This window comes from Paenibacillus sp. 32O-W, from assembly GCF_007679495.1.
Lineage (GTDB): Bacteria > Bacillota > Bacilli > Paenibacillales > NBRC-103111 > Paenibacillus_L > Paenibacillus_L residui.
This window is the reverse complement of record NZ_VEGP01000062.1, coordinates 13,162-36,444: the sequence shown is the minus strand read 5'-3', so window position 1 is coordinate 36,444 and position 23,283 is coordinate 13,162. Positions and strand designations below refer to the sequence as shown.

The 23,283-nt window shown below is 46.3% G+C and carries 30 protein-coding genes and 1 pseudogene; 26 read left to right on the top strand and 5 right to left on the bottom strand.

The genetic code is table 11. The features are described from left to right. Positions 1-110 precede the first annotated feature (110 nt). Positions 111-1,349: a phage baseplate protein gene (locus tag FS806_RS20145; RefSeq protein WP_144940199.1), complete on the top strand. Its 1,239-nt coding sequence runs from the start codon at positions 111-113 to the stop codon at positions 1,347-1,349. A 121-nt stretch (positions 1,350-1,470) separates the two neighbouring features. On the opposite strand, the gene FS806_RS25895 is transcribed toward FS806_RS20145, so the two are convergent. Then, positions 1,471-2,160, bottom strand: a complete 690-nt coding sequence (locus FS806_RS25895; protein WP_186328451.1) for a DUF4183 domain-containing protein — start codon at positions 2,158-2,160, stop codon at positions 1,471-1,473. Positions 2,161-2,387: 227 nt separating this feature from the next. On the opposite strand from FS806_RS25895, the gene FS806_RS20135 reads away from it, so the two are divergent. From FS806_RS20135 to FS806_RS20100, 8 genes and pseudogenes are all read left to right on the top strand, one after another. Beyond that, the gene (locus tag FS806_RS20135) at positions 2,388-3,836 is read left to right on the top strand and encodes a bifunctional metallophosphatase/5'-nucleotidase (RefSeq protein ID WP_144940197.1); all 1,449 of its coding nucleotides are present in this window, start codon (positions 2,388-2,390) and stop codon (positions 3,834-3,836) included. A gap of 84 nt (positions 3,837-3,920) precedes the next feature. Beyond that, positions 3,921-4,739, top strand: a complete 819-nt coding sequence (locus tag FS806_RS20130) for an undecaprenyl-diphosphate phosphatase (RefSeq protein WP_144940195.1) — start codon at positions 3,921-3,923, stop codon at positions 4,737-4,739. A 198-nt stretch (positions 4,740-4,937) separates the two neighbouring features. Next, positions 4,938-7,148 (top strand): MMPL family transporter, encoded by a 2,211-nt coding sequence (locus FS806_RS20125; protein WP_144940193.1) that lies wholly within the window; start codon positions 4,938-4,940, stop codon positions 7,146-7,148. A gap of 76 nt (positions 7,149-7,224) precedes the next feature. Further along, positions 7,225-8,328 carry a radical SAM/CxCxxxxC motif protein YfkAB gene (gene yfkAB, locus FS806_RS20120; protein ID WP_144940191.1) on the top strand — a complete coding sequence of 368 codons (1,104 nt, stop codon included), beginning with the start codon at positions 7,225-7,227 and terminating at the stop codon, positions 8,326-8,328. Between the two features lie 144 nt (positions 8,329-8,472). Beyond that, entirely contained in the window at positions 8,473-9,801 is a 1,329-nt protein-coding gene (locus tag FS806_RS20115; RefSeq protein ID WP_144940189.1) for a hemolysin family protein, read from the top strand. A 195-nt stretch (positions 9,802-9,996) separates the two neighbouring features. Next, positions 9,997-10,200, top strand: a complete 204-nt coding sequence (locus FS806_RS20110; RefSeq protein WP_144940187.1) for a spore coat associated protein CotJA — start codon at positions 9,997-9,999, stop codon at positions 10,198-10,200. Between the two features lie 18 nt (positions 10,201-10,218). Next, positions 10,219-10,482: a spore coat protein CotJB gene (locus FS806_RS20105; RefSeq protein WP_144940185.1), complete on the top strand. Its 264-nt coding sequence runs from the start codon at positions 10,219-10,221 to the stop codon at positions 10,480-10,482. Positions 10,483-10,528: 46 nt separating this feature from the next. Next, positions 10,529-10,729 (top strand): annotated as a pseudogene (locus tag FS806_RS20100) (manganese catalase family protein); the annotation flags it as partial. Between the two features lie 15 nt (positions 10,730-10,744). Here the strand turns inward: FS806_RS20100 and FS806_RS20095 are convergent. From FS806_RS20095 to FS806_RS20080, 4 genes are all read right to left on the bottom strand, one after another. After that, on the bottom strand, positions 10,745-12,328 hold the full coding sequence (locus FS806_RS20095) for a recombinase family protein (RefSeq protein WP_144940183.1): 1,584 nt from the start codon (positions 12,326-12,328) through the stop codon (positions 10,745-10,747). 29 nt (positions 12,329-12,357) lie between these two features. Beyond that, complete coding sequence (locus FS806_RS27125; protein ID WP_186328450.1) at positions 12,358-12,816, bottom strand: ImmA/IrrE family metallo-endopeptidase; 459 nt, start codon at positions 12,814-12,816, stop codon at positions 12,358-12,360. A gap of 121 nt (positions 12,817-12,937) precedes the next feature. Next, on the bottom strand, positions 12,938-13,201 hold the full coding sequence (locus FS806_RS20085; RefSeq protein WP_144940181.1) for a hypothetical protein: 264 nt from the start codon (positions 13,199-13,201) through the stop codon (positions 12,938-12,940). Then, positions 13,198-13,599, bottom strand: coding sequence for a helix-turn-helix domain-containing protein (locus tag FS806_RS20080; protein ID WP_144940179.1), 402 nt, complete (start codon positions 13,597-13,599; stop codon positions 13,198-13,200). Before FS806_RS20080 ends, FS806_RS20085 begins: the two co-directional genes overlap by 4 nt. A 166-nt stretch (positions 13,600-13,765) precedes the next feature. Between FS806_RS20080 and FS806_RS20075 the strand changes: the two genes are divergently transcribed. From FS806_RS20075 to FS806_RS19995, 17 genes are all read left to right on the top strand, one after another. Beyond that, a complete protein-coding gene (locus FS806_RS20075; protein WP_144940177.1) occupies positions 13,766-14,005 on the top strand; it encodes a helix-turn-helix transcriptional regulator in 240 nt (79 codons plus the stop codon). A gap of 98 nt (positions 14,006-14,103) precedes the next feature. Beyond that, complete coding sequence (locus tag FS806_RS20070; RefSeq protein ID WP_144940175.1) at positions 14,104-14,295, top strand: hypothetical protein; 192 nt, start codon at positions 14,104-14,106, stop codon at positions 14,293-14,295. A gap of 425 nt (positions 14,296-14,720) precedes the next feature. Further along, the gene (locus tag FS806_RS20065) at positions 14,721-14,969 is read left to right on the top strand and encodes a helix-turn-helix domain-containing protein (RefSeq protein WP_144940173.1); all 249 of its coding nucleotides are present in this window, start codon (positions 14,721-14,723) and stop codon (positions 14,967-14,969) included. Positions 14,970-14,972: 3 nt separating this feature from the next. After that, positions 14,973-15,233, top strand: coding sequence for a hypothetical protein (locus FS806_RS20060; protein WP_144940171.1), 261 nt, complete (start codon positions 14,973-14,975; stop codon positions 15,231-15,233). After that, complete coding sequence (locus tag FS806_RS20055) at positions 15,233-15,451, top strand: hypothetical protein (protein ID WP_144940169.1); 219 nt, start codon at positions 15,233-15,235, stop codon at positions 15,449-15,451. Before FS806_RS20060 ends, FS806_RS20055 begins: the two co-directional genes overlap by 1 nt. A gap of 8 nt (positions 15,452-15,459) precedes the next feature. Next, positions 15,460-15,690, top strand: a complete 231-nt coding sequence (locus tag FS806_RS20050; RefSeq protein WP_144940167.1) for a hypothetical protein — start codon at positions 15,460-15,462, stop codon at positions 15,688-15,690. A 6-nt stretch (positions 15,691-15,696) separates the two neighbouring features. Next, positions 15,697-15,948: a hypothetical protein gene (locus FS806_RS20045; protein WP_144940165.1), complete on the top strand. Its 252-nt coding sequence runs from the start codon at positions 15,697-15,699 to the stop codon at positions 15,946-15,948. A gap of 30 nt (positions 15,949-15,978) precedes the next feature. Next, the gene (locus FS806_RS20040; protein ID WP_144940163.1) at positions 15,979-16,686 is read left to right on the top strand and encodes a hypothetical protein; all 708 of its coding nucleotides are present in this window, start codon (positions 15,979-15,981) and stop codon (positions 16,684-16,686) included. 52 nt (positions 16,687-16,738) lie between these two features. Further along, entirely contained in the window at positions 16,739-17,071 is a 333-nt protein-coding gene (locus FS806_RS20035) for a hypothetical protein (protein ID WP_144940161.1), read from the top strand. A 272-nt stretch (positions 17,072-17,343) separates the two neighbouring features. Next, positions 17,344-18,603 carry a PcfJ domain-containing protein gene (locus FS806_RS20030; RefSeq protein WP_186328449.1) on the top strand — a complete coding sequence of 420 codons (1,260 nt, stop codon included), beginning with the start codon at positions 17,344-17,346 and terminating at the stop codon, positions 18,601-18,603. Then, positions 18,600-19,580 (top strand): DUF3102 domain-containing protein, encoded by a 981-nt coding sequence (locus FS806_RS20025; RefSeq protein WP_144940157.1) that lies wholly within the window; start codon positions 18,600-18,602, stop codon positions 19,578-19,580. Before FS806_RS20030 ends, FS806_RS20025 begins: the two co-directional genes overlap by 4 nt. Further along, the gene (locus FS806_RS20020; protein ID WP_144940155.1) at positions 19,553-19,873 is read left to right on the top strand and encodes a hypothetical protein; all 321 of its coding nucleotides are present in this window, start codon (positions 19,553-19,555) and stop codon (positions 19,871-19,873) included. The genes FS806_RS20025 and FS806_RS20020 overlap by 28 nt, the downstream gene beginning before the upstream one ends. After that, positions 19,873-20,211, top strand: coding sequence for a hypothetical protein (locus FS806_RS20015; RefSeq protein ID WP_144940153.1), 339 nt, complete (start codon positions 19,873-19,875; stop codon positions 20,209-20,211). Before FS806_RS20020 ends, FS806_RS20015 begins: the two co-directional genes overlap by 1 nt. A 5-nt stretch (positions 20,212-20,216) precedes the next feature. Continuing rightward, entirely contained in the window at positions 20,217-20,954 is a 738-nt protein-coding gene (locus FS806_RS20010) for a DnaD domain-containing protein (protein WP_144940151.1), read from the top strand. Continuing rightward, positions 20,944-21,306, top strand: a complete 363-nt coding sequence (locus FS806_RS20005) for a hypothetical protein (protein WP_144940149.1) — start codon at positions 20,944-20,946, stop codon at positions 21,304-21,306. The genes FS806_RS20010 and FS806_RS20005 overlap by 11 nt, the downstream gene beginning before the upstream one ends. Continuing rightward, on the top strand, positions 21,278-22,633 hold the full coding sequence (dnaB, locus tag FS806_RS20000; protein WP_260982183.1) for a replicative DNA helicase: 1,356 nt from the start codon (positions 21,278-21,280) through the stop codon (positions 22,631-22,633). Before FS806_RS20005 ends, dnaB begins: the two co-directional genes overlap by 29 nt. A gap of 60 nt (positions 22,634-22,693) precedes the next feature. Continuing rightward, on the top strand, positions 22,694-23,275 hold the full coding sequence (locus tag FS806_RS19995) for a hypothetical protein (RefSeq protein ID WP_144940146.1): 582 nt from the start codon (positions 22,694-22,696) through the stop codon (positions 23,273-23,275). Positions 23,276-23,283: the final 8 nt, after the last annotated feature.

The window sequence follows — 23,283 nt, the reverse complement described above, 5'->3', positions numbered from 1 at the left end:
CGACAAACACCATTCTACCAAAGATTTGGGCACTTTTTTATGTTTTCAATGAACGGTACTTTCGAAATTTAGGGTAAATTACTTAAAAATTTTGGAAAGGATGATTTCTAATGTCAAAATTATTTTCGGCAGCGGATGCCCAGGATCTATATCTGTTTGATTTGGAGCTGGCCAATGTTACGGTCAACCAAGGTTTGGCCATTGACGAGGTGGCGGGAGAGATTTACGCTACTCAAGTGTACAACGGTTTCGGCGGGAATTATGAGAGCTTTGTGGTGACTCGCACTTCATTGGGCGGGAAATACTTGGACAGCATGATTTTTAAAAACGGAGGTCATGGAACTTCCATCGGTATTGAAAGGGATGGGGGCCAAATCTACATCTGGACCAACATGATGGATGTCGATGCCAATGACACTTTGGTAACACAGTGGCTGTGCAGAGTGCCTTATTTGCCGGATACGACGATTTCGATTAACGATTCCCGGGTCCGGAAGCTGAAGGAATTTCCTAATCCAAGCAGATATCAAAGCGCTTTTACCGACCCTAAAAACAATTTGCTCGCTATGAGAATTACAGATACAACAAGCGGATCTACGGTAAGCCAGCTTGAAGTTTATAAAATCAGCGATGCTAAAAACGGGAATTTCAACACCAAGGTTCATTCCTATTCATTCACTTCCGATATGAATAGTCAAATTTTACAAGGTCTTGCCTTAGATGGAGCCGACTTTTATGTGACCTTTGGCCAACATGCTGAGGACTTTCATTTGTACCGGGTAAATCTCATAACGGGAAAGATCAGCGAGGAGATAAACAGACCTGTCGGTTATTCACCGAGCGGCGGTTATGTCGAAGGCTTTGGGGAGCCGGAAGGTTTATTCTTGTATACTGATCCCAATACAGGATACAAAACGCTGCTGACCGTTATCGTGGGAGATTTGGCAGGAAGACGCAGACAGAGACTTTTCGCCCTATCCAACAATATCGGGGTTCAGAAATTTCTCGGCTTGGCCGGAGAAAGGGTTCAACCGGTGCCCCTTACCAGGCATGACAATAAAGCAAAAAGAATCAATATGAGTAAAGTCCAATCTATTGCCCAAATTAAAGAGCCTGGCTGTTACTATATGACGACGGCTGAAGGGAACTTAATGGCCGATCATCCCATGAAGAACGTGGCCGGCTGGTGGCTGTATGTTTCCGGCGGTGATGCAGGAAGCGGAGTGAATTACGGGGTTCATCAAATTTTGGCGAGGAATTCCAGCGTTCATGCCACAACTTTTGTAAGATCCGTCTCGGCTGCGGGAACCGCATCTCCATGGTTTGAGTTGAATATGACGAAAGTCTAACTTCGCCCTATGAAGGTTTAATCTGTTATAGGAAGGAAAATAAAAGTATCCTCTGCTGTAAAAACTCGGCGGGGGATACTTTCATGATAAGGTCAAACGGGCATTCTCACCCCAGTCTCGGTTATTGCTGGATAATCCGAGTTGAAAATTGTACGATTTCGAGGGCAATGGGAGTCCCGGCATAAATAGTATCTCGTGTTGCCGAAATAGTTAGACCTGTGGAACTGATATTATACAAGCTGCTCTCCTGAATCATTCCGTTGATGAAGAGATTGCTGTAATTAGCCAATCCAATCTTAGGGAACTCAGAGGCTGCAGCTCCGTTATCATCCGTAAATTGGGCGGACGGGATCGTTACAGAGGAAGTAAGAACTATATCCGAACCGGGGACATAAAAAAATCTGGCCGCCTCCGGAACAATAATAACATCCTGAATTCCCGGCCCCGGGACTCCCTGCGGTCCCGTTTCCCCTCGGGCACCTTGAGGCCCCGGGGGTCCCTGCGGTCCTGTTGCCCCTTGTGGTCCTTCTGGTCCTTCTGGTCCTTGAGGCCCCAGGGGTCCCTGCAGGCCGTCCGCCCCTGGCGGTCCTCCAGGTCCTATCCCTCCCGCCAGCCCTTGGGCTTCAGGATCGCCCTGGTAACCCTGCTGTCCTGCAGTCCATTGCGGCCACCGCGGATTCCGAACGATGCGGTGGCGTCTGAAGCCGCTTTTGCGTTTCTTTGGGGGACAAAGACGCAGAGCGGTTTTTTTGGAGCGGACAAGGGTTCCTCTCTTTTTAAGACCTGATTTCCTGCGCTTTCTGCGAAGCAATATGAACATCTCCCTAAATTAATTTGGTTTATTGTATGGCTGATATTTGGCTTAAGACTGAACATCTATCCGTAGGAAGAGTAGGCAGGGGGCTAAATTTATGAAAATAGGCTCGAATCTTCGTGAACCCCGTAAGCGGCCAGGGAAAATTGTGGTGTAATTTATTGCCGCAATTCCATTATAATAAAAAAGATAATGGGTTATTTCGGACGAAAGGGGGAGGCAACATGCCAGGAGAACGGCGTAAACTGATTGTTTTGCATACGAATGATATCCACAGCCATTTCGAACAAATGCCTAAAATCGCAACGGCTATCCGTCAACTCAAGCAGAGTCATCCGCTTGATCCTGTCATTACGGTGGATATAGGAGATCATATGGACCGGATGCGGGTGGAGACGGATGGAACGGAAGGGCAGGCCAATGTGGAAGTAATGAACGCCACCGGTTATAATCTGGCTGTCCCCGGCAATAACGAAGGGCTGACCTTCACGATGCAGCAGCTCGAGGCAGCTTATTCGTCCAAGGCCAAGTTCGATGTGCTGGCAAGCAATATGGGTATGATGCCGTCGGGCCGGCTTCCCTACTGGCTTAAGCCATATCAGATTCGGGACTGGTTCGGTGTGAAAGTGGCTTTCCTTGGAGTAACCGCCTACTATCCGGATTTCTATCAGCTTCTTGACTGGAAGCTGGACGACCCGCTGCCGAACGTTGCCCGATGGGTGGAGCGGCTTAAGGAGGAAGCGGATAGCATTATCGTTCTCTCTCATCTGGGGTTGACGAATGACCGTCGGATGGCCGAGCAAATCTCCGGGATAGATTTAATTCTCGGCGCACATACGCATCATCTGTTGGAAGAGCCTCTCCTGGTGGAGAATACTTATATCGGTGCCGCAGGCAAGTTCGGACAGTACGTAGGCGAAATGGAGTTGACATACGATACGTCCCTCAAGAAGCTGGAACGGGTAGAAGGACGCGTCATTGAGGTTGATTCGTATGAGGAAGCCGGGGATGTGGTCGAAATTATTGAGCGATGCCGGGAACAAGGCAAGGCTTATTTGAGCACAACCATTACCTCTCTGGATCGGCCGCTGACCATAGCTTGGCGGCAGGAATCCGGCTTGGGCAATCTTCTGGCCTCCGGAGTCCGCCGTTGGGTGGACGCCGAGGTGGGGATTATTAATGCCGGCCAACTGCTGGGCGGGCTGGAGGAAGGGCCGGTGACCAAGCTTCGGCTTCTTCAGGTCTGCCCTTCACCGATCAATCCCTGCAAATTTTGGCTGCGGGGGGATCATTTGGCGCTTGCCCTGGAGCAGTCTCTGCTGGATGAGTTTATAGACAAGGAGATCCGCGGCTTCGGCTTTCGCGGCAAGGTGCTCGGCATGCTTTGTCTCGATGGGATCGATGTGGATTACGATGCGGCTGCGCCTTCTTACCATAAGATCCGGCAGATATACATCAATGGTCTCCCGCTTGAGCCCGAGAGGCATTATCTGGTCGGCTCTCTGGATATGTTCACCTTTGGAGTAGGATATCTTTCCTTAAGCAAGGGCACCGGCACCGAATATTATTTACCCGAATTTCTGCGGGAAGTATTGGAGCACCAGTTAAGCATCGGCATAGATTGGGATAGCTTCTCCGCCTCCCATTGGAGGGAAATCGGCAAGAAAGATTGAAGCTCTTTACATGGAATAAGCATGGGGCCTGTCAGATTGGAATACAATAGTTGAACGAGGGACAGTGGGAGGGGAGAAGAAGAAATGCTGGAATTATGGAAAGCGATCATTATTGGAATAGTGGAGGGACTAACTGAATTTCTGCCCGTATCCTCCACCGGACATATGATTCTGGTCGGCCATATGATTGATTTTACCGGGGAAAAAGCGGATACGTTCGAAATAGCGATTCAGCTCGGAGCTATTCTGTCTGTGGTTGTCCTATATTGGAAAAGAGTGCTGCGGTTATTCGGCATCCAGACGGCTAACGAACGGCTTAACCCGGGACCTAAGCTAAATTTGCTTCATATCCTGATCGGTATCGTTCCGGCTATGGCTCTTGGCTTCCTCGGGCATAAATACATCAAGCTTCTGTTTATGCCGGAAACTGTCGTGATAGGGCTCATTATCGGCGGGATTTTTATGATCATCGCCGAGAAGCAAAGCCCTGCAATAGAGGCCAGGACAATGGATGATATTACCTATAAACAAGCTTTGTTTATCGGTGCCGCCCAATGCCTATCGCTATGGCCGGGCTTCTCCCGCTCGGGGGCGACGATTGCCGGCGGAATGCTGGCCGGAACGACCCGGGGAGCAGCAGCGGATTTTACTTTCTTGATGGCGATCCCGATTATGGCCGCAGCGACCGGATACGACCTGCTGAAAAGCTACAGCCTGTTTACGGCGGATGATCTTCCGTTCTTTGCCGTAGGGTTCATCGTTTCATTCATCGTCGCTTTGTTGGCCGTGGCAACGTTTATTAAATTGGTCTCCAGGCTCAAACTCACATATTTTTCCTATTACCGTTTCGTACTGGCTGCGCTGGTACTCATTTATATGGCTATCGGAGGATTTGGCTCTTGATCGTAATGAAGGCATACAACCGAATTCGTCGATTTCCTTTAAAAAGCCCCGGCCGGGGCTTTTTTCGTTCCGGCCTTCTACGAAACAAATGTAATGGTTATAATTGGGTCATTACGTTTTTTTGCCGGTTTGCCTGACAGGATAAAAAATGGGAAAATGTTGTTAATTATTTCATCGAACGTAACGGGGGATGCATTCATGCGGGAAAGTGCCGATAAGGGCTGGTTTTGGTTATGGGGGGAGGCAATGTATCGTTATCGCCGTTGGGTAACCGGATTATGGGCGGCAATCCTTGTATTTATGGCTTTGTTCGCGGTTCAGGCTCCGGGCCAATTTAAAGATAACGGGTTCACGCCGAAAGGCAGCGATTCCGATGCGGGAATGATTGCGCTTCAGGAGAAGCTTGATTTTCCGGCCTCCAATTTCATTCTGGTATACTCCAGCGATTCCCGGGAATTAACGGATCAAGAAGCCATAACAACGATACTGAACTCCCTTAAACCGCTTGAAGAGCTCCCCTACGTTGCCGGCATTGCTATCAATCCGGCTACTCGTGTGGCGGGCCATGACCATATTCAATCGGTCAATGTGTCCCTGAAGCTGTCTACGGACGAGGCGTTGGATAAATTTACCGAAATTAAAACAAAAATTAAAGCCCCGGACGGCATGAAGGTAGATATTACCGGAGGGCCCCCGATTCTGCATGACATGCAGGTAGCGACGAAGAGGGACATCGTCAAAGCGGAAATCATCGGCCTTCCCATCGCCTTGTTGGTGCTTCTGCTTATTTTTGGCACGGTTCTGGGAGCCCTGCTTCCTCTGATTGTCGGCTTGGCGAGCGTTACGACGACGCTGGGGATTACCTATTTCATCGCACAAGGCTACTCCTTGTCCAATTTCCTGCCCAACATGGTGACAATGCTTGGGTTGGCGGTCGGGATAGATTACGCTTTGTTTATGGTCAGCCGCTTTCGCGAGGAATTGAACCAGCGGCAGGATGTGCGTGAAGCAGTGGCCATGACCTGCCAAATGGCGGGCCGTTCGATCTTTTTCTCCGGAGTCGCGGTGTTGATCGGATTGCTCGGCATGTTGTTTATAGAGCTTAATATTTTCCGGACTCTTTGCCTAGGAGGAGTTCTTGTCGTTTCGCTGTCGGTCATCATCGCCAACACCCTTCTGCTTTCTTTGATGGGCCTATTTGGCCATAACATAAACCGCTGGAACGTCATCCCTTCCCGCTGGAAGAAGCGGCAGCAGGCCTCCCATCTATGGAGCCGGATCGCATATTCCGTTATGAAGCGGCCCGTTCTGCTCGTTGTAATCATGAGCGGAATCCTGATAACGTTCATGCTTCCGGTCAGCGACATGAAGCTCGGGCTTCCAAGCGCAGGTATGCTGCCTCCCAGCTATGAATCCAGGCACGGGGATGATCTGTTGACCGAGGCTTATGATGCGCGGGAGATGAATCCAATCCAAATCTATGCGGAAGCGGAGGAGGAATTCTGGTCTGAAGCTTCTTTGCGTCAAATGGCTGCCTACACCGCCAAACTTAGGGAGCTCGATGGGGTTAAAGAAGTGAAGAGCTTGCTGGCAATGCTTGAAGACCGCCCTTTGGAGCAGGCTGCCGCCCTGCTGGCGAGGGAAGAGGTGCGCAGCAAGCTGGAGGAGGAGAAGCTGGCGTCGGACCGTTCCTCTTTATTGATAGTCGTGCCGGAAGATGATCCGGAAAGCAAAGATACGGAGAGATTGGTGAAGCAAATCCGCGAGCTCGATGCGGGAGGACTTGAGGTCAAGGTAACGGGCGGACCGGCCTACCGGCTGGATATGCTGGATCGGATTAACGAGCGGATCCCGGTGGTGGTCGGCTTTGTGATGGTCGTTACTTACTTCGTCCTGCTTGCCGCCTTCCGTTCCGTGCTGCTGCCGCTTAAAGCGGTACTGATGAATGTTCTCAGTTTGGGGGCTAGCATCGGGATAGTCGTAGCGGTGTTCCAGAACGGATTTATGGCGGAGTGGCTGCATATTACTTCGACAGGATACGTAGATGCGACGCTTCCGATTATCATTTTTTGCGTAGTGTTCGGAATATCTATGGATTATGAAGTTTTCCTGATTTCCCGCATCGTGGAGGAATACGAGAAGACCGGGGATAATGAGGCCAGCACGGCCGAGGGCTTGAGAAGAACCGGAAGCCTCATAACGTCGGCGGCGTTTATCCTGATCGTCGTGGTTGGCTCATTCATTTACACGGATATTCAAATAATCAAAGCGCTCGGCCTCGGATTATCCTTGGCGGTGCTGATCGATGCTACTCTCATTCGCATTATTGTTGTCCCGGCCTTGATGAAACTGCTCGGAAGAGCGAATTGGTGGGCGCCACGCTGGATTCGGCAGAGGTCACATGGATAGAAAGGTTTAACTTTTGGCTTCGTTCAGTTACAATAAGGGTCAGGCTAAACCAACAATAAAGTCAGGTGTGAATAATATGAAAGTACCCATGAGTCCCCAGTACGATCCCTGGGATCCGATATTGTCCCTGCATCAGCACGGCAAGCATGTATTAACCAGCATCGAGCTGACGGTGACCAATCTGTGCAATATGCGGTGTGAGCACTGCGCGGTAGGCGACGCGCTTGTTATGAAGGAGGAAGCGAAGCTCCCTCTTTCTTCCGTGCTGAAGCGTCTGGAGGAAGTGGAGCATCTGCAGACGCTCAGCATTACCGGCGGAGAACCGACCTATCATGAAGAGTCGGTCCGGGAGTATATCGTCCCGATATTGAAATATGCGCAGTCCAGAGGGATACGCACCCAAATTAATTCGAACGTCACACTGGATTTGTCCAGGTATGAGATGATGGCGCCTTATTTGGACGTCCTCCATATTTCTTTCAATTACTTGAATGCCGACGATTTCCACCAGATCGGCTTTGCCAACGCTTCGCATGAAGTGAGGAAGAGCACAGCGGCCAGAATGTATGAGAAAATGGTTAACAACACCCGGGCTTTGAGCGAAGCCGGCCTGTTCGTTTCCGCGGAATCGATGATCAATTACCGTACTCATGACAAAATAGCGGATATCCATAAGCTTATTGTCGAAATGGGCTGCCGCCGCCACGAGGTTCATCCGATGTATCCGAGTTCTTTTGCCGCTCACCTGCCGAAGCTCCCGCTTGATATGCTGAGGAAGTCGATCAGCCGTCTGCTGGATGAACGGGATCGGGAGGTATGGATGCTGTTCGGAACGCTGCCGTTCTTTAGCTGCAGCTCCGATGCCCAAGACCGCGAATTGATCGCAAAACTGCAGAGGGAGCCCAATGTAACGGTACGCAATGACCCGGACGGGCGGAATCGTTTGAACGTCAACTTATTTACAGGGGACGTTTATGTTACGGATTTCTCCGATTTATCATCTCTCGGCAATATTCATTCCGACCGTTTGGAGGAAGTGTTTGCAAGATGGCTGGAGCATCCTCTTAATTTAATGGTCAACTGCCACTGTCCGGAAGCCCGATGCTGCGGACCGAATTTACTGGTTGCGGATATGTACTACAAGGGAATCGATTTTAAAGAGAGAAAAGCGGTTATCTGATTTGCACCCAACTGTCTCTATTATGAGGCAGTTGGTTTTTTTTGTTTTCCCGGCCAGTAAATCCTCATAAAGAATGATTCCGGTCCAAAAATGGGACAATACGCAAGAGGTGTTGTAATTCGGAAAGCAAAGGAGACAATTCCAATGGACACTCCATTTGAACTTGGGAAAATCATTTGGAATATTGCTCTGGTCCTGTTTCTTGTGTTTCTGAACGGGGTCTTCGTCGCCGCGGAATTCGCTTTCGTCAAAATCCGGGCTACCCGGCTGCAGGAGCTTGCCAAAAATCATCATGCGAAAGCCAAATACGCGCTTAAGGTGACGGACAGGCTGGATGCTTATCTGTCGGCGACCCAATTGGGAATCACCTTGGCATCCCTGGGTTTGGGGTGGGTCGGTGAACCCGCGATCTCAAGATTAATTATCGATCCGATGCTAGCCGTATTCGGATGGAATCATGCGGCGTTCAGCCATACGCTGTCTTTTATTTTGGCTTTCGTCATTATCACCTTTTTACATATCGTGCTGGGAGAATTGGCGCCTAAATCGTTGGCTATTCAGAAATCGGAATCAACCTCATTATGGCTTGCCGGTCCGCTGATCTTGTTTCACAAATTGTTTTATCCGGTTATCTGGCTGTTGAATGGGGCGGCGAATTGGTTGCTGAGAGCAATCGGTATTAAGCCCGCTGCCAGGCAAGAGGCGCATACTGAAGAGGAAATCCGGATATTGATGAACCAAAGCGCCAAGAGCGGGCATATCAACAAGGATGAAATGAAGCTGTTTGACAACATTTTTGAATTTTCCGAGCGGTTGGCCCGTGAAGTCATGGTGCCCCGCACCGATATGCAGTGCCTGTACACGGAGCTGTCCTTTCAAGAAAATATGAGCCTGGTCTATCTAACCAAGCATACCCGCTATCCGGTAGCCGAAGAGGATAAAGATGAAATAATCGGCTTCGTGCATATTACCGATTTATTGACGGCGGACCCGGATGAGGAGCATGATCTGGCGAACTTCCTGCGCCCCATCCTGGCGGTTTCGGAAGCGACGGAAATCAGCGATGTGCTGCGGATGATGCAGAAGCGCAGATCGCAATTGGCGATCGTTATCGATGAATATGGAGGCACCGCCGGATTACTGACAACGGAGGATATTCTCGAGGAAATTGTAGGAGAAATCAGGGACGAGTTCGATGAGAACGAACGCCCGGACATTGAGGTGAAGGACCGGTTTGTGTCCGTATCCGGCCGCATGCTCCTCGAGGAGGTTAATGAACTGCTCCATTTATCCATAGAAGAAGAGGAGGTCGATTCCATCGGAGGCTGGCTGTTCAAGGAGCTGGAAGGCATGCCGGCTAGAGGCAAGGCCGTGGAAGTGGATGACCACGTGTTCGAAGTGGCGGAAATCGACCGCCTGCGGATTACAAGAGTGAATATCTATACCCCCGAGCAAAACCCAGAAATAAAATAATCGGTCCGAATTCCGGGATCATTAGCGAATTTCGCCCGCTGAAGAACTTTTGGAGAGGAATTGGCGATGGTACTCCCGGAATTCTCTTATTTTGTAAGCCATAAAAAAGGGGCGGTAGCCCAAACCAAATGTAGGCGACTGTCATACTCTAACAGTGAGAGCCCAAATAAAGCTAAGAGGAGGAGTAAAGGGACCATGTTCACTCAGGTTAAAACTTACTATCCGTTTATCGGGCCGCATGATCCATGTCCGCCCATCCGGGTGAAGACTTATCAGACACCGCCCCAATTATATATCCCCTTCCAGCCGCCCAATTTACCTCAATTCCATTTGTCCGAGGCGTTGAAGCGGGGTACTTTGTGGCCGGCTTTATACAGCCCGTATGAAGGCAGACCATAGAAAGGAGAAGAAGCGGTAATGCAAAAAACGTTGGATGAACAATACTACCGGAGGCTGCGGGAGCTTCAGGAGGTCGATTTTGCACTGGTTGAGCTGTCGCTTTATCTGGACACCCATCCCGGCGATCAACAAGCTCTCCAGCAGTTTAACCAGCTTGCCCAGCAAAGGCAGAAGCTCGCCAATCAATTCGAGCTTGAATATGGTCCTTTGATGCAGTTTGGACATAGCTTTTCGCGCTATCCTTGGCAGTGGGTAGAGTCCCCATGGCCGTGGCAGGTCTAACCATATAGAGAGAGGGATAACGTAAACAAAATGGGAGGAGCTTTTTATGTGGATTTATGAAAAAAAGCTGCAGTATCCGGTTCGCGTCAGCAAGTGCGATCCGCGGATGGCTAAATATTTGATCGAACAATACGGGGGGGCTGACGGGGAGCTGGCCGCCGCCTTGCGGTATTTGAATCAGAGATATTCGATCCCGGATAAGGTCATCGGATTGTTGACGGACATAGGAACGGAAGAATTTGCTCATACTAGTTATCGATGATTATTTTGGCAGCTTAGGATACAGTTTCAGCGTAAACTGCTGAATCGCATCCGGATTCCATCTTCCTCCAACTTCTTTTCTATATGTCGCATATTCCAGCACTGTTTTTAACAATTCGTTTTGTTTCTTGGGATCATTGGTTTTCCTATATACATCAAGTACGTACTCTACATTAGGGATGATCTCAACTTTAGCATTCTCCCTCTTCTCTTCAATTTCATACTCCATTTTTGCAGTTTCCACCGCCATTTTAGCTTCTTGGATACGGGAGGATAGTATTTGTGATCTCTCCATATATTCGTCAATCGTGTATACTTTTTTCTCAAGCAAATCATGAAGATTATCCTTCTGATTCATAAGTTCGGCTAGCTTCTTTTCGGCGCTTTTCAAAATGTATAACTTTGCTTCGAGCATATCTTCCTGTGGTGTAGTTGCTCTTGGCTTTTTACTCATCCATTGTGCCTTATAATCCTTTAGCCATATCCTAAGCCCCTCTAAAAGTCTATCCTCCACCAGGTCCAATTCTGAACTCACATTTTTGCAAAGTGATGTAGCACATATGATAGCTGCGGGCCTGTTATCATAATATGGTCTACGAACCATTGATCGTCCGCACATATCACAACGTATCAATCCGGCAAGTGGATTAGTAATTATGCCCTTAGGAGCAGGAGTAATATCTTTGTCTCTAAGTATTTCTTGGGCCTTTTCCCAAGTTTCCTCATCAACTAATGCTTCATGTCTTCCTGGGTATAATAGCCAATCTTTCCGATCTGTCCTTGGTCTTGAGAGAATAATGACACCGTCTTTCTTTTTCTTCTTTGTTGGTCGTCTGTTCCAAGAAATTTTCCCCATATACACAGGATTTCGAATCATTCCATTGATCGTGGCGAGCGCCCATATACTATTCTTTGCGGTGGGTACACCAAGCTCATTTAATTTTCTTGCAATTAGCCCTGTACCGATGCCTTGGTTGACATACATATCAAATATCATTTTGACAATAGGGGCCTGATCTGGATTGGGCACAAGTGTATAACCCTTTCCAGGCAGCTTTTTTCTGTCGTATCCATACGGTGGTTGACTTCCGGGATACCTGCCATCCTTCACTGCATCTTTACGGCCGCCTTGGAGACGGCGCGTGGTGGTTTTAAATTCGCGCCTAGACATAAATAGGCCAAACTCAAAATATTCCTCGTCATCGGGGTTTTGGGGATCGTAGACTCGCATTGGTGTGACAATCAAAGTATCCGAATATTTAAAGGCGTTTGCCACAAGACCCTGGTCCATAGTATCTCCCCGTGCTAAACGCTCAACCTCAACGACCAGGATGCCGGTCCACATTTCGTTTTCAACATCTTCAAGCAGTTCGATCATTTCCGGACGCTCGGAAATTCTCTCACCTGATGTAGCCGGCTTTTCTTTATATATTTTTGAGATAGTGATCCCATAACGCTTAGACAGGTCAATCAGTATCCCCATATGACGTGCGTATGTATCTTCTTCACCTCTAGCTTCAGCCTCCAGATCAACACGTGATTTCCGCAAATATGCAGCATATTCCCCATCGGGTAATCTGTACATTTGAAAAACCCCCTATAAAACCATTGTATTCAGAGTCCTATAACGAATTGATATTTTCGCCTCCGAATTTGCTGAAGGCGCCTCTCGGCAAGTGTATGCGTGCACCCGAATTCTCGGGCGACGATATCTATTGCTTCACTTTCTCGATTAGGAAGAATTAATTTTTGGTACATAGAATACGGGATAGCAGCATACATGACGAAACATTCAGCATCCCATTCTTGATAGTCAACAAAAGCCCCGGGGAGTTGCATCTGGTTTCCTGCATGCCGAAGGACATGGCAAAGCTCATGGAGGAAATCTTCCCATTGTTCTGGCGGAGAACGTCTTCGATCGAGACTGATGCTAATCAGTCCGTTTCGTTCGATCGATTTGCTTGGGAAATCATTAAAATATAACCAAGCATTGAGACGGTAAGCGATCTCAAAAACGTTCAGTTGGGACGGAGTCTGGATGCCTCTAACCCGATGTACATTCTTTCGACCCAATCTTCCAAATGTGTTGTCCGGTAGCAGGTCATGATGGCACCTCGTAAGAATGTATGTTCTGTATTTGAGTAAAAAGAAAAGCCATTTCTGGCGGTTGTCGTTTCCCTAGAGATTAAGGCAATTAACGATTTTTCAATTTTTCGATTTCGGTTTTCAATGCGAATTGTTCCCGGTTTAAAATATCGATGCTATGTGAATGTGTGTTTAGGTCTGAAGTTGTCTTGTTCTCAATACGGTTTACAATTTGATTAGTTTCCATGACAGCTTGTTTAACCTGGTTCAAATCGATGTCCAAGCCAGCAATCCTTGCTTCGATATTTGTTACTTTTGTTTCGATGTTAGACATTTTCTCCAGCAATAATTCCATAAGCTCTTGTTCTTTCACTGGTTATCCCCCTTTCTCTGTCTTTGTCCAGGCTTACGACCCTCCTCTGATTCCTGGATATACCTCCAGAAGCGGAGCATCTCCTCCTGACGCTCCTTTGGAGCGCTCTTGAAATCTCTAAAAAACATACTGATTTCCGAATCTACTTCTTCGATGTCAACGGATGGTTCTTTTATTGGAGAATCTGTCCTACCAAGAAGGTAATCAGTATTGACCAAGAACAAATCTGCTAATTTGTTTATTGTGTCCATCGGTGGCTGCTTTGTTCCATTTTCATAGGCCGTGTAAGTTGGCCTGGCAACATCTATTAAACTAGCGACGTAATCCTGAGTCCATTTCGGATCCTTCTGTTTTAATTTTTCCCTTTCTGCACGAATCCTTTTTGCAAAAACCTCCATTAATAAACACCAACTTTACTAGGATAAACCTTATTATAATGTTCCTTAGAGAAACTTTAAATACAAGTTACTAAAAGAAACAAAAAGTTATTGACATGTTCCTTAAAGTAACATATAATCGTAAACATAGAAGTTACTTAAAGGAACATTTTGGAGGTGATTTTTTTTGAGGGTATGGCTTAAGCAATTTCGTGAATCTTGTGGATTTACCCAAGAGCAAGTAGCTGATAAGGCTGACATATCAAGAAGCTACTATACAAATATTGAGAATAATATCAAAACGCCTTCAGTAAGAGCGGCAAAGTCAATTGCAGATGTTTTAAAATTCCCTTGGGAATATTTTTTTAGCGAAGAATGTTCCTTTAAAGAACAATTGAACGAAGGTAGCAGAACTGAAGCGGTATAGAACCAAATGACTATATTTGTGATCCGTGAAAGGCAGGTGAAATTATGGCCGTCCCATTGAAAGTGGAGCATAAGCATAACCCAAGGGGGAATGCGCCTATGCCGAACAAACCGAAACCTCTGGAAAAAGGTAATATCGTCGAGACGTACCAGATCGGGAAAACTACCGTCCACATCTGTGATGATCACGTTGCTAAGACACAGGAAGAAATTGAAAAAGTGATCGACGAAATGCACACTGCTGGGTGGAAAATCATTGAAAGTGCTGCTGAAAAAGGCGAAGCGATTTAGGCTTCGCATGATGGACAAGCAAACATATGGTGCCTAACGGGACGAAATTCGTTTACTTACTGGTGAGGTGATGTAGGTTGGTTAAAATTCCGAAGGATGTTGCGGAAGCAATAGAGCGTTTTTGGTCCAAGTGGTGTTCATCAGCTCATTATAAGCATATCAAACTTACAGACTGGACAGCCATTGCAGCGAGAGATTCGGAAGCTTTCTGTATCCTCATTGATTACTGCAAGAAGAATCCAGTTACATACATGAAGGCGCTCCAAGAAGGATACGAAGTTGTAGGAGATTAAGAGGTAAATCCGCCGACCAGGATCCTTGGCCGACGGCCTGGGGAATAAGTGGGGAACGATTTAACTTAAGTATAGAACAGGACAAGCCCTCTGCCTATTCCAAAATGGAATAATTCAGGAGGTGAGAGCAATATGAAGTTTGGCGCGATCATGCGGGCCTGCAGGGAACGTGCGGGGCTTAGCCAAGAGGAAATGGCAGCTCATTTACATCGGACACAGAGCTGTATCAGTAAATTAGAGCAAGATCATAAGGTGCCAGATATGCCAACGATGATGGCATGGATGGAAGTTACAGGAGCCAGGGAAGTTCTGATTGCATTCCTATATGGAATGGACGGGTTGAGTATCATGCAGAGCTTACTACAAGTGTTTGGAGGTTAGAAAATGCAATATAACTTCAAAGAAGTTAGGGAAAGAATTGAGGAATTAAAGCTTCTGTATCGCAGGTTACTCCATTGCCAAGAGCCAGACGGTTCGTGGGATTGGTGGATTCGGAATGAAATATTGCTTCTTGAATCCGAAATTTTGGAAGAACAAAAGAAGATGACCGCTGTTAGCGGCAGCGGCCATCAAGAACAATTTCAACTCATTTACTCCTCCATTGTACCGCAGTGGAATGCTCAAAACAAGGGGGATGTCGCCTGATGGACGGGAAATTTGCTATACGGCTTGACGGTCAGGAAGCAACCTTAATCGTTAATGCATTGCTAGAAAAAGCACTTCGTATTAAACATGTTGATGACCTTTCCTATCACTATCACACGATTTTAGCCGATCGCATTTCTGAAGCTAGAAGTGAATTTCATAGCAGAACCTACCGGGAAATGGCAGATAGGTATGGGTTATTTGAGGATTTCAGATGAAATACATCATGAAGGGGGATCGTGTCCGGCTTCATCAATTCCTGCTTTACAAAGGTGAATCGATGCCTGATCTACCGCCAGAGCAATGGACAGGCATTGTAGTCGATACATGGGGGAGCGCTCGTCATTTTGTCAGGGTACAGCGTGACTATGATGGACGAGTCATCCCTATGATGGCAAAAGGTGTAGCGGAAGTGTTGGAAAGAGCAAAGGCCAAATCAAGCCGTGGAAGGAGGTGAGGGGAGATGGATCATAAGGAAATTATTCGAATCATTGAGGCATACGTCGAAGCGGAAGCCGAAAAATGGCTTAAATCGAGCTTAGCACCGTCCAAAGGTATTCCTACATCATTCGTATTTGATTTGGACAACGAAGGCAATGCGGTCGTTAAAGAATTGCTAACGAGAGATAAAAATCAGATGATCATGAACGACCAAGGGGAAGTAGCTGATGCAACAGGCGAACCTCTAAAGGTTGTAGCCGGCAAGTTTCGTTGATCTATCCTTATTGAAAATGGAGGTAATCCCGTGATTAAAGAAGCTTTGCAATATATCGTAGAAGCTTTTTCCGTTGAAACACATTTCATTGATGGTCAAACTTATTCTAATCAACGGCTACATTTGATTCCCGAACCAACTCCGACAACTCTTGTAGTTCATAATCTTTCCGGCCTGGTTGATTATATCAAGGGCAATTACGACAAGCTAGCAAACGTACTTATTCAGGTTGAGAGCCCGACAGAAGTTAATGTTTTTAGCTCATATAACGGAAACATGGATAGAAATCGTTACCTGCAAGCAAGGGCTTTACTTCCTAGCATCCCATTTGAAAGATTTCTGGATGTTGAAGAGTTTAACATTTTACTTCAAAGCTGCTTTGTGCCGAATGATGATCGAGCAGCACTCTTACAGGTTGTAGGTAATGTAAAAGAAGAAAATGTTGCTACTATCGGCGACGATGGTGTTTCTCAACAAGTTACTGCTAAGGCTGGCGTTGCAACGGTAGCACCTGTAAAGGTTCCTAATCCGGTGTTCTTGAAACCGTATCGAACGTTTGTAGATATCGCTCAGCCAGAAAGCCAGTTTGTTTTTAGAATGCAAAAAGGTCCAGTAGCAGCGCTGTTTGAAGCGGACGGAGGGGCCTGGAAGTTGGATGCCATCCATTCGATCCGTGATCATTTGGCCAAAGAGCTTGAAGATCAAGTCAAGTCCAAGCAGGTAACTATTATCGCTTAAAAAATCAGTCTATGGGCGGCGAAAGTCGCCCTTCTAACAAGGAGGTATTCTCTTGATAAAGGAAGCCATTGAGAAGATCCAAGCAGAAATTGTTGCCGATCCAAAAAATAGATATGTAGCAGTTGTTGGAGGATTTTTAAGAAACTATGTCCGTGAACACCCAGAGCATGCATCTCTGATCCTAGCTAAAGATAAAACGATTGCTGGTAGCCTGAACGCTATGAAAGAAGAGGCAAAAAAGCATAAGACAAACGGGGTGGGAATCCTCACGGATGAAGAAGGTTTTGCTGTAGTGCTGAAATACTACGGGGTTAATATTCCTAAACCTGAACCGACGGCCGCAGCCGTTCCGGAGTTCGATGTTTCGCTGGATGATTTGTTGTGAGGTGAATGAAGTTGGACAAGTCATACCAATCGTTCAATAAGCACTTTCCGAAAGCAATCAGTAAAGACATCCGAGACTATGTCACAAATGTTGTTTTGAAAGAAAGCAGATACATCTTTATCCGGCGTGTGAAGGGAATTCAGTTTGGATATTGTACCCATTGTAACAATAGGTTTATGACGCCAACCCCGCTAAAACATAACGATTTTACAGATTGTCCAAAGTGCGGTTCGCGGTGCGAAGTGAAAAATCACGGGACGAGTAGAAAATACATGATCGATAGTGGATTTGTTGTCTATTACGAAAAGTCAAAGGTTAACCCGAATGCGATCATCGCCAGGGCGTGGCGCGTGTCCCGTGACTACACCAAAGAGTATACCGAAGTGAAAACCCATTATCAACACTTGGCTAAATACTTATTTGAACCAGGAAATGCGGAAATGTATGAGCGATATTTTTGGAATGATACCTGGCACAAGTGCAATTCTGTTTATTCCCTGGAATCGAAGTCGTTACATGCTAACAACTGGTGTTCCGAGGAGAGCATTCGAAAGGCGATTCAGGGAACACCATTCCAATACAGCACTTGGGACAAACATGATCAGCCTCAAGGTGATTATGTCAAATTTTTCGCTTTGTACAGTAAATATCCTGTTATTGAGTACCTAACTAAGTTAGGGTTTGGGTATTTTGTTCAAGCTAAGTTATTTGACCGCAAGACATTTAGTTGTATTAATTGGCGTGGAAAGCGAGTCGACCAGATTTTGCGTCTATCAATGCAAGAGATAAAAGAGGTGCAGAAATGCGGAGACTGTGCTAATCCACTACATCTTCGTCTATTCCAGAAATCACGGTCCGATAATAATCGTCCATCCTTTAAAGAGATTGTCTCCTTTTTTAATAGATCTGAGGACGTTGCCAGCTATCTCGATTACATACTGAATTATGCCAAACTCAGTCAGGTCATGGCTTACATTAAGAAGCAACTACAACATTCTAAAAACAGAGAATATCGGGACTATCCAGCAATATTGATTGCTTGGCGTGATTATCTTCAGGAGTGCATAGAACTTGGGTACGATCTTAGCAATGATTTCTATCTTTTCCCTAAAGATTTATACGAAGCTCATCAGCGCACAATGAAGCTGGTTCAAATGAAAGCTGACGAGATTCTTGATCAGAAAATACGAAAAAGGGTCAAAGAGTTGGAGGGATTCTGCTTTGAGCATGAGGGTCTATTAATTCGACCTGCTCGATCTGCACAAGAGCTGATTCAAGAAGGCAAGAAGCTGGAGCATTGTGTTGGGAGATATACTGAAGACTATGCAGAGGGAAAGACATCGATCTTCCTGATTCGCCGCTTGAATGCCCCAAATAAGCCGTTCTACACAATGGAAATTAGGGATAACCGAATTATTCAGACCAGAGGATTCAAGAACGCATCTGCTACAGATACAGTGAAGACTTTTATTGATGAATTTACTAAAGCGAAGCTAGGAAAAAAGTCTAAAAGAAAAGGGGTAGCCGTATGACAGCCCGTAAAACAAAGAAAACCGAAACTGAAATTGTTCCTACAACGGATTCCAATATCGTGAACAGAACACCGGACGTTATAGCTGCAGAAATCCGCAGCATTGACCAACAGGCACGTGAATTTGTTCTTCGCTCTGCTGTTGAAATCGGAAAACGATTGATTGAAGCCAAGGAGCTTGTCAAGCATGGGGAATGGGGAAAATGGCTGGAGCAGCACGTTAATTACAAACAATCGACGGCTAACAACTTCATGCGTATTGCTTCAGAGTATGCCGATTCAAGTTCTGCGATTGCTAATCTAACTTATTCCCAGGCTGTTGCCTTGCTTTCTCTACCTGCCGAGGAACGGGAAGAATTTGCCGAGCAGAACAATGTCAAAGAAATGTCCACCAGAGAGCTTCAGCAGGCTATCAAAGATAAGCAGGAATTGGAACGGAAGTTGAAAGAGGAGCAGGAACGCCTTGAGGCCGAGAAAGCTCGTGCTGAAGAGGAAAAGAAGAAGCGCGAAGAGCTATATGAGCATTATCAAAAGGAATTGGAACTAAGGAAAAAACAGGAGGAGCAGCTCCTGGTGCTTCAAGAAAAAGCCGGGGACGACTCGGCTCTAAAAGAGGCCAAGGCCAAACTTGCAGAATCGGCAAAGAGAATTAAAGAGTTAGAAAAGGAACTCAAATCCAAGCCGATTGATATTCCCGCAAAGGAGATAGTCGAGGTTATCCCGGATGAGACGAAGAAGGAGCTGGAAGCCCTCCGTCAGCGTGAAGAATTGGCAGCAAAGCAAATCAGTGAAATGCAGCAGCTACTTGAAAAGAATAACAATACCGCTGCTATTAAGGTAAAGATTTGTTTTGATAATCTCGTGGAAAATTTCAAGTCACTTCTTGCGGCAGTGAATGAGGTTCAAAATGAAGAAGAAAAAGCAAAGTTCCAAGGAGCTGTTTCCAAACTTTGCGACAAAATGAAAGAGCAGTTGTAATGTTTTTCTTCTTCTTCGACGATGACCGGGTTAAATATCAACCTGGAACGGTTTGCCGGGTTGTTGGGAGAGACGAAGGAAAAACAGTCGTGATTCATCAGATTAGTGAAGATACGCTCTGGTGCTATGAAAATAGGCCGGTCAGACATCGGATTAACAGGCAGGGAGTGAAAGTTATCGACTTTGATCCTGCCTGCATACTCTCTCCTTACGGATACGATGTTTTAGAAATTACCAATGAAATTCCTCTCCAGACTGATGGATGGGGTGCAAAATATAGGAGGCAAGGATAATGCCTAACGAAAAGGGTTGGCACACCAAATCAGAAGTGCTTGAAACAGGGCTTCCGTACTACATCCCTAGGTCAAAACGTTGGACCTATACGCCATATCCATTTGCGGTCCTGTTGTCGAAGTCACGTTGTAAGGAGTTGGGAATACCGATTCTTTCAAGCGGACGCGAAAAACCATCGGCGTTTCGATACGCTGCAGCAGCTGGCACGGGATCGGGAGATAACCAACATAGATTTATCCCCTTGTATGATAGGACAGCCGTATTTATTTCAGGAGAAATTGATATGTCAGTTCTATTTGCAGGGGAATTGATGGGTGAAAAGCAGCAAAGAGGGTGAGAGATTTGGATCATATTGTCGAAATGAGCGCCTTCATCGATTGGCTCGAAATAAATCCGTTGGAACCAACCACACAAACTTTGTGGTTTCACTTAATGCAAATCGCAAATAAGAGTGGTTATCCAGAGTGGTTTACGGTAGCCAATACCCTGTTACAGGCAAAAGTAGGCGTCACTGAAAACACCCTTATCAAACATAGAAACGTCCTGGTTCAAAAGGGGCGAATCGAATATAAGTCGCAGGGCAAACAAAAGGCCGGAAAATACAAAATTATCTCTTTTACCTCAATTAATGAGGTAAACAGTCCGGTAAATCGCGAGGTAAACCATGCGGTAAAACGTGAGGTAAAAGGTTCAGCATTATTAAAAGATATTAATTCTTCTTCTGCTTCTTCTTCTGACAAGCAGGAATCGTTCTATGCTGCACATATCAGAGTGTTTGGATTTGAGTGCAACCCATTTCAAGCCGAAAGCCTATCGTCCTATATTGATCAAGACGGCATGGACGAATCTGTGGTCATAAGAGCCATTGAGAGGGCCGGGACAGCTGCAGCAGGGTATAATTTTAACCTTATCAAGAAGATATTGGACGATTATTTCAAATCGGGTGTTAGGACCTTACCACAGGCAATCGCATTGGATGAACAATTCGATGCACGGAAGAAGAAGCCAATCCAATTCAAGTCTGGAAAGGTGAGAAGCTTTGCAGAAATGGCTAGGGGGATAGTGGAAAATGACGCTTGAGGAAATTGGGGTTCTTTTTGATCGTATCGTCGAATGTTACCCGCAGTTTACGGGTGATTTGGCTAAAATGAAGACCTGGCACGCTGTCTTGAAAAATATTCCGTTTGATACGGCCATGGATAATTTGCTTCGGTATGCTTCAAATCCAGAAAACCAATATCCGCCTCATCCTGGGGCACTGGCTTTAGATCGGCAAACGGATGTTGATCGTTTTCATGAATATTTGCATGATACAGGCAAATCTGAAATCATAGCTCATGAACATCGAATGATGACAGGTGTTCCTCCTACTCCTGAGCAGAGCAGAAAGGTGCGTGATATCCTTGCAAAACACCGTAATCCCACTGTATAACATCGAGGCCGAAAGGGCCGTCATTGGGTCGGTACTACTGGACAACGATTCGATTGATATCGCGGACTCTGTACTTCCGGAGGATGCTTTTTTCGACAAAGCAAACGACATTATCTATCGCGCCATGAAACAGATCAGGGAGGATGGAGAGCCGATAGATATCGTGACTGTTTCCTCCCGACTACAGGCAACCGGAGAATTGGCATTGATTGGAGGGATTAGCTATCTTTCCAGCGTGGCAAGCAGTGTACCTTCTGCAACAAATGTGTTTCATTACGCCAAAGACGTTCGAAAGTACTCCCTGCAGCGCTTGGCATGTCAGTTAACAAAAGATTTGTATGATTCAGCGGTTGAAGGAGCATCACCCGTGAAAATAGCTGCTCAGCTTGACCATGCCGCTGCAATTATGGCTGATACCACAGCTTCAGGACAGGATTTTCGCACGATGAACGAAATTATGACGGAGGTTTACGGAAAGATCGAGGAACGGGCCACTTCACCAACACCAGATGGGGTTACAGGGATCCCTTCCGGCTTCCCGGATTTGGACAAGATGACCTCGGGTTTCCAAAGGTCCGATTTAATAATCGTCGCGGCTAGACCGTCCGTAGGGAAGACCGCATTTGCTATGAATATTGCTCAATATGCTGGAGTCAAAATGAAAGCTAACGTTGCGGTATTCAGTCCAGAGATGCCAGACACCCAACTTGGACAAAGGATGATTTCTTCCGAAGGCAACCTGGATGCCAGTCGCATACGAACTGGAAAATTGGAATTCGATGATTGGGAGAGATTGGCCAGATCAATCGGATCGTTGTCGGAGTCTAACATCTACATCGATGACACTCCAGGCATTGCAGTATCCGAAATTCGCGCGAAAAGCAGACGCTTGAAAAAGCGACTTGGACAGCTTGATTTGATCGTCATTGATTATCTGCAGCTCGTTACCCTACGCGGTCGGAAGAAGGAAAACAGGCAACAAGAAGTATCGGAAATTTCCCGTGTATTGAAGCAAATTGCCCGTGAACTGGATGTTCCAGTGGTTGCCTTGTCCCAACTCAGCCGAGCAGTTGAGCAGCGACAGGATAAACGCCCGATGTTATCCGATCTTAGGGAATCGGGATCGATTGAACAGGATGCGGATATTGTCGCCTTCCTGTACCGGGACGATTACTACAATCAGGATACGGAGAGGAAGAATATCATCGAGATTATTATCGCCAAGCATCGTAACGGACCGGTTGGAACAGTAGAGTTGGCGTTCTTGAAAAACTATAACAAATTCGCTTCATTAGACCATTCTTCATCTTCCAGATATGTATCGTAAATGAAAGGATGAAGTATGCCCTAGCTTGACCCATATTTTGCAATAGGAAGGATGTTGAAAATGGATAGAAAAGATAAGGACCAGCACATCAGGCAACATTGGTTTAGGGATCACAAAGCTACGCTAACGCAGCATGGAGATTTGCAAGTGCTGGATTGGAAACGACACGGAACGATCACATACTACTGTCGATACGTTTTTGATGGAAACAAAATGTATATCAGTGGAGATATCGGCGAAGCAGTGTTCTGGCTCACTTGGAAAGCTGATGTGCATTCGTTTGATGATATTCATATTGATTATTTCGAGAAAAAACTCGCAGCCTACTCGCAGGATAGAAGGGATTTTAATGCTGAAAAAGCGGTTGGAAGGCTGAGGGAATGGCTCAACGAACTAAAAGACAGCGAAAAAAAGTATGACCACAACGATATGAGAAATTTATTTGAAGCAGCCCGCGGATGCTCTTCGCGAGATGAATGGGTGCACATTATCGACGACAACGATTGGATCAGCGATTTGGATAATGACTATTGGGAATGGATGTACAGCATCGGGGATGAAATTCCTTGGAGGATACACGGATATTTAGTCGGATTGAAAATGGCATCCGAGCAATTGAAGTCTGAGACTGTTGTTGTGTAGGAAGATTA

Excerpts from the sequence above, each read along its gene's own strand:
- FS806_RS20145 (WP_144940199.1), top strand. The coding sequence starts at position 111 with ATGTCAAAATTATTTTCGGCAGCGGATGCCCAGGATCTATATCTGTTT.
- FS806_RS20135 (WP_144940197.1), top strand. The coding sequence starts at position 2,388 with ATGCCAGGAGAACGGCGTAAACTGATTGTTTTGCATACGAATGATATC.
- FS806_RS20130 (WP_144940195.1), top strand. The coding sequence starts at position 3,921 with ATGCTGGAATTATGGAAAGCGATCATTATTGGAATAGTGGAGGGACTA.
- FS806_RS20125 (WP_144940193.1), top strand. The coding sequence starts at position 4,938 with ATGCGGGAAAGTGCCGATAAGGGCTGGTTTTGGTTATGGGGGGAGGCA.
- yfkAB (WP_144940191.1), top strand. The coding sequence starts at position 7,225 with ATGAAAGTACCCATGAGTCCCCAGTACGATCCCTGGGATCCGATATTG.
- FS806_RS20115 (WP_144940189.1), top strand. The coding sequence starts at position 8,473 with ATGGACACTCCATTTGAACTTGGGAAAATCATTTGGAATATTGCTCTG.
- FS806_RS20110 (WP_144940187.1), top strand. The coding sequence starts at position 9,997 with ATGTTCACTCAGGTTAAAACTTACTATCCGTTTATCGGGCCGCATGAT.
- FS806_RS20105 (WP_144940185.1), top strand. The coding sequence starts at position 10,219 with ATGCAAAAAACGTTGGATGAACAATACTACCGGAGGCTGCGGGAGCTT.
- FS806_RS20095 (WP_144940183.1), bottom strand. The coding sequence starts at position 12,328 with ATGTACAGATTACCCGATGGGGAATATGCTGCATATTTGCGGAAATCA.
- FS806_RS20080 (WP_144940179.1), bottom strand. The coding sequence starts at position 13,599 with ATGGAGGTTTTTGCAAAAAGGATTCGTGCAGAAAGGGAAAAATTAAAA.
- FS806_RS20070 (WP_144940175.1), top strand. The coding sequence starts at position 14,104 with ATGCCGAACAAACCGAAACCTCTGGAAAAAGGTAATATCGTCGAGACG.
- FS806_RS20065 (WP_144940173.1), top strand. The coding sequence starts at position 14,721 with ATGAAGTTTGGCGCGATCATGCGGGCCTGCAGGGAACGTGCGGGGCTT.
- FS806_RS20060 (WP_144940171.1), top strand. The coding sequence starts at position 14,973 with ATGCAATATAACTTCAAAGAAGTTAGGGAAAGAATTGAGGAATTAAAG.
- FS806_RS20055 (WP_144940169.1), top strand. The coding sequence starts at position 15,233 with ATGGACGGGAAATTTGCTATACGGCTTGACGGTCAGGAAGCAACCTTA.
- FS806_RS20050 (WP_144940167.1), top strand. The coding sequence starts at position 15,460 with ATGAAGGGGGATCGTGTCCGGCTTCATCAATTCCTGCTTTACAAAGGT.
- FS806_RS20045 (WP_144940165.1), top strand. The coding sequence starts at position 15,697 with ATGGATCATAAGGAAATTATTCGAATCATTGAGGCATACGTCGAAGCG.
- FS806_RS20030 (WP_186328449.1), top strand. The coding sequence starts at position 17,344 with ATGATCGATAGTGGATTTGTTGTCTATTACGAAAAGTCAAAGGTTAAC.
- FS806_RS20025 (WP_144940157.1), top strand. The coding sequence starts at position 18,600 with ATGACAGCCCGTAAAACAAAGAAAACCGAAACTGAAATTGTTCCTACA.
- FS806_RS20015 (WP_144940153.1), top strand. The coding sequence starts at position 19,873 with ATGCCTAACGAAAAGGGTTGGCACACCAAATCAGAAGTGCTTGAAACA.
- FS806_RS20005 (WP_144940149.1), top strand. The coding sequence starts at position 20,944 with ATGACGCTTGAGGAAATTGGGGTTCTTTTTGATCGTATCGTCGAATGT.
- FS806_RS19995 (WP_144940146.1), top strand. The coding sequence starts at position 22,694 with ATGGATAGAAAAGATAAGGACCAGCACATCAGGCAACATTGGTTTAGG.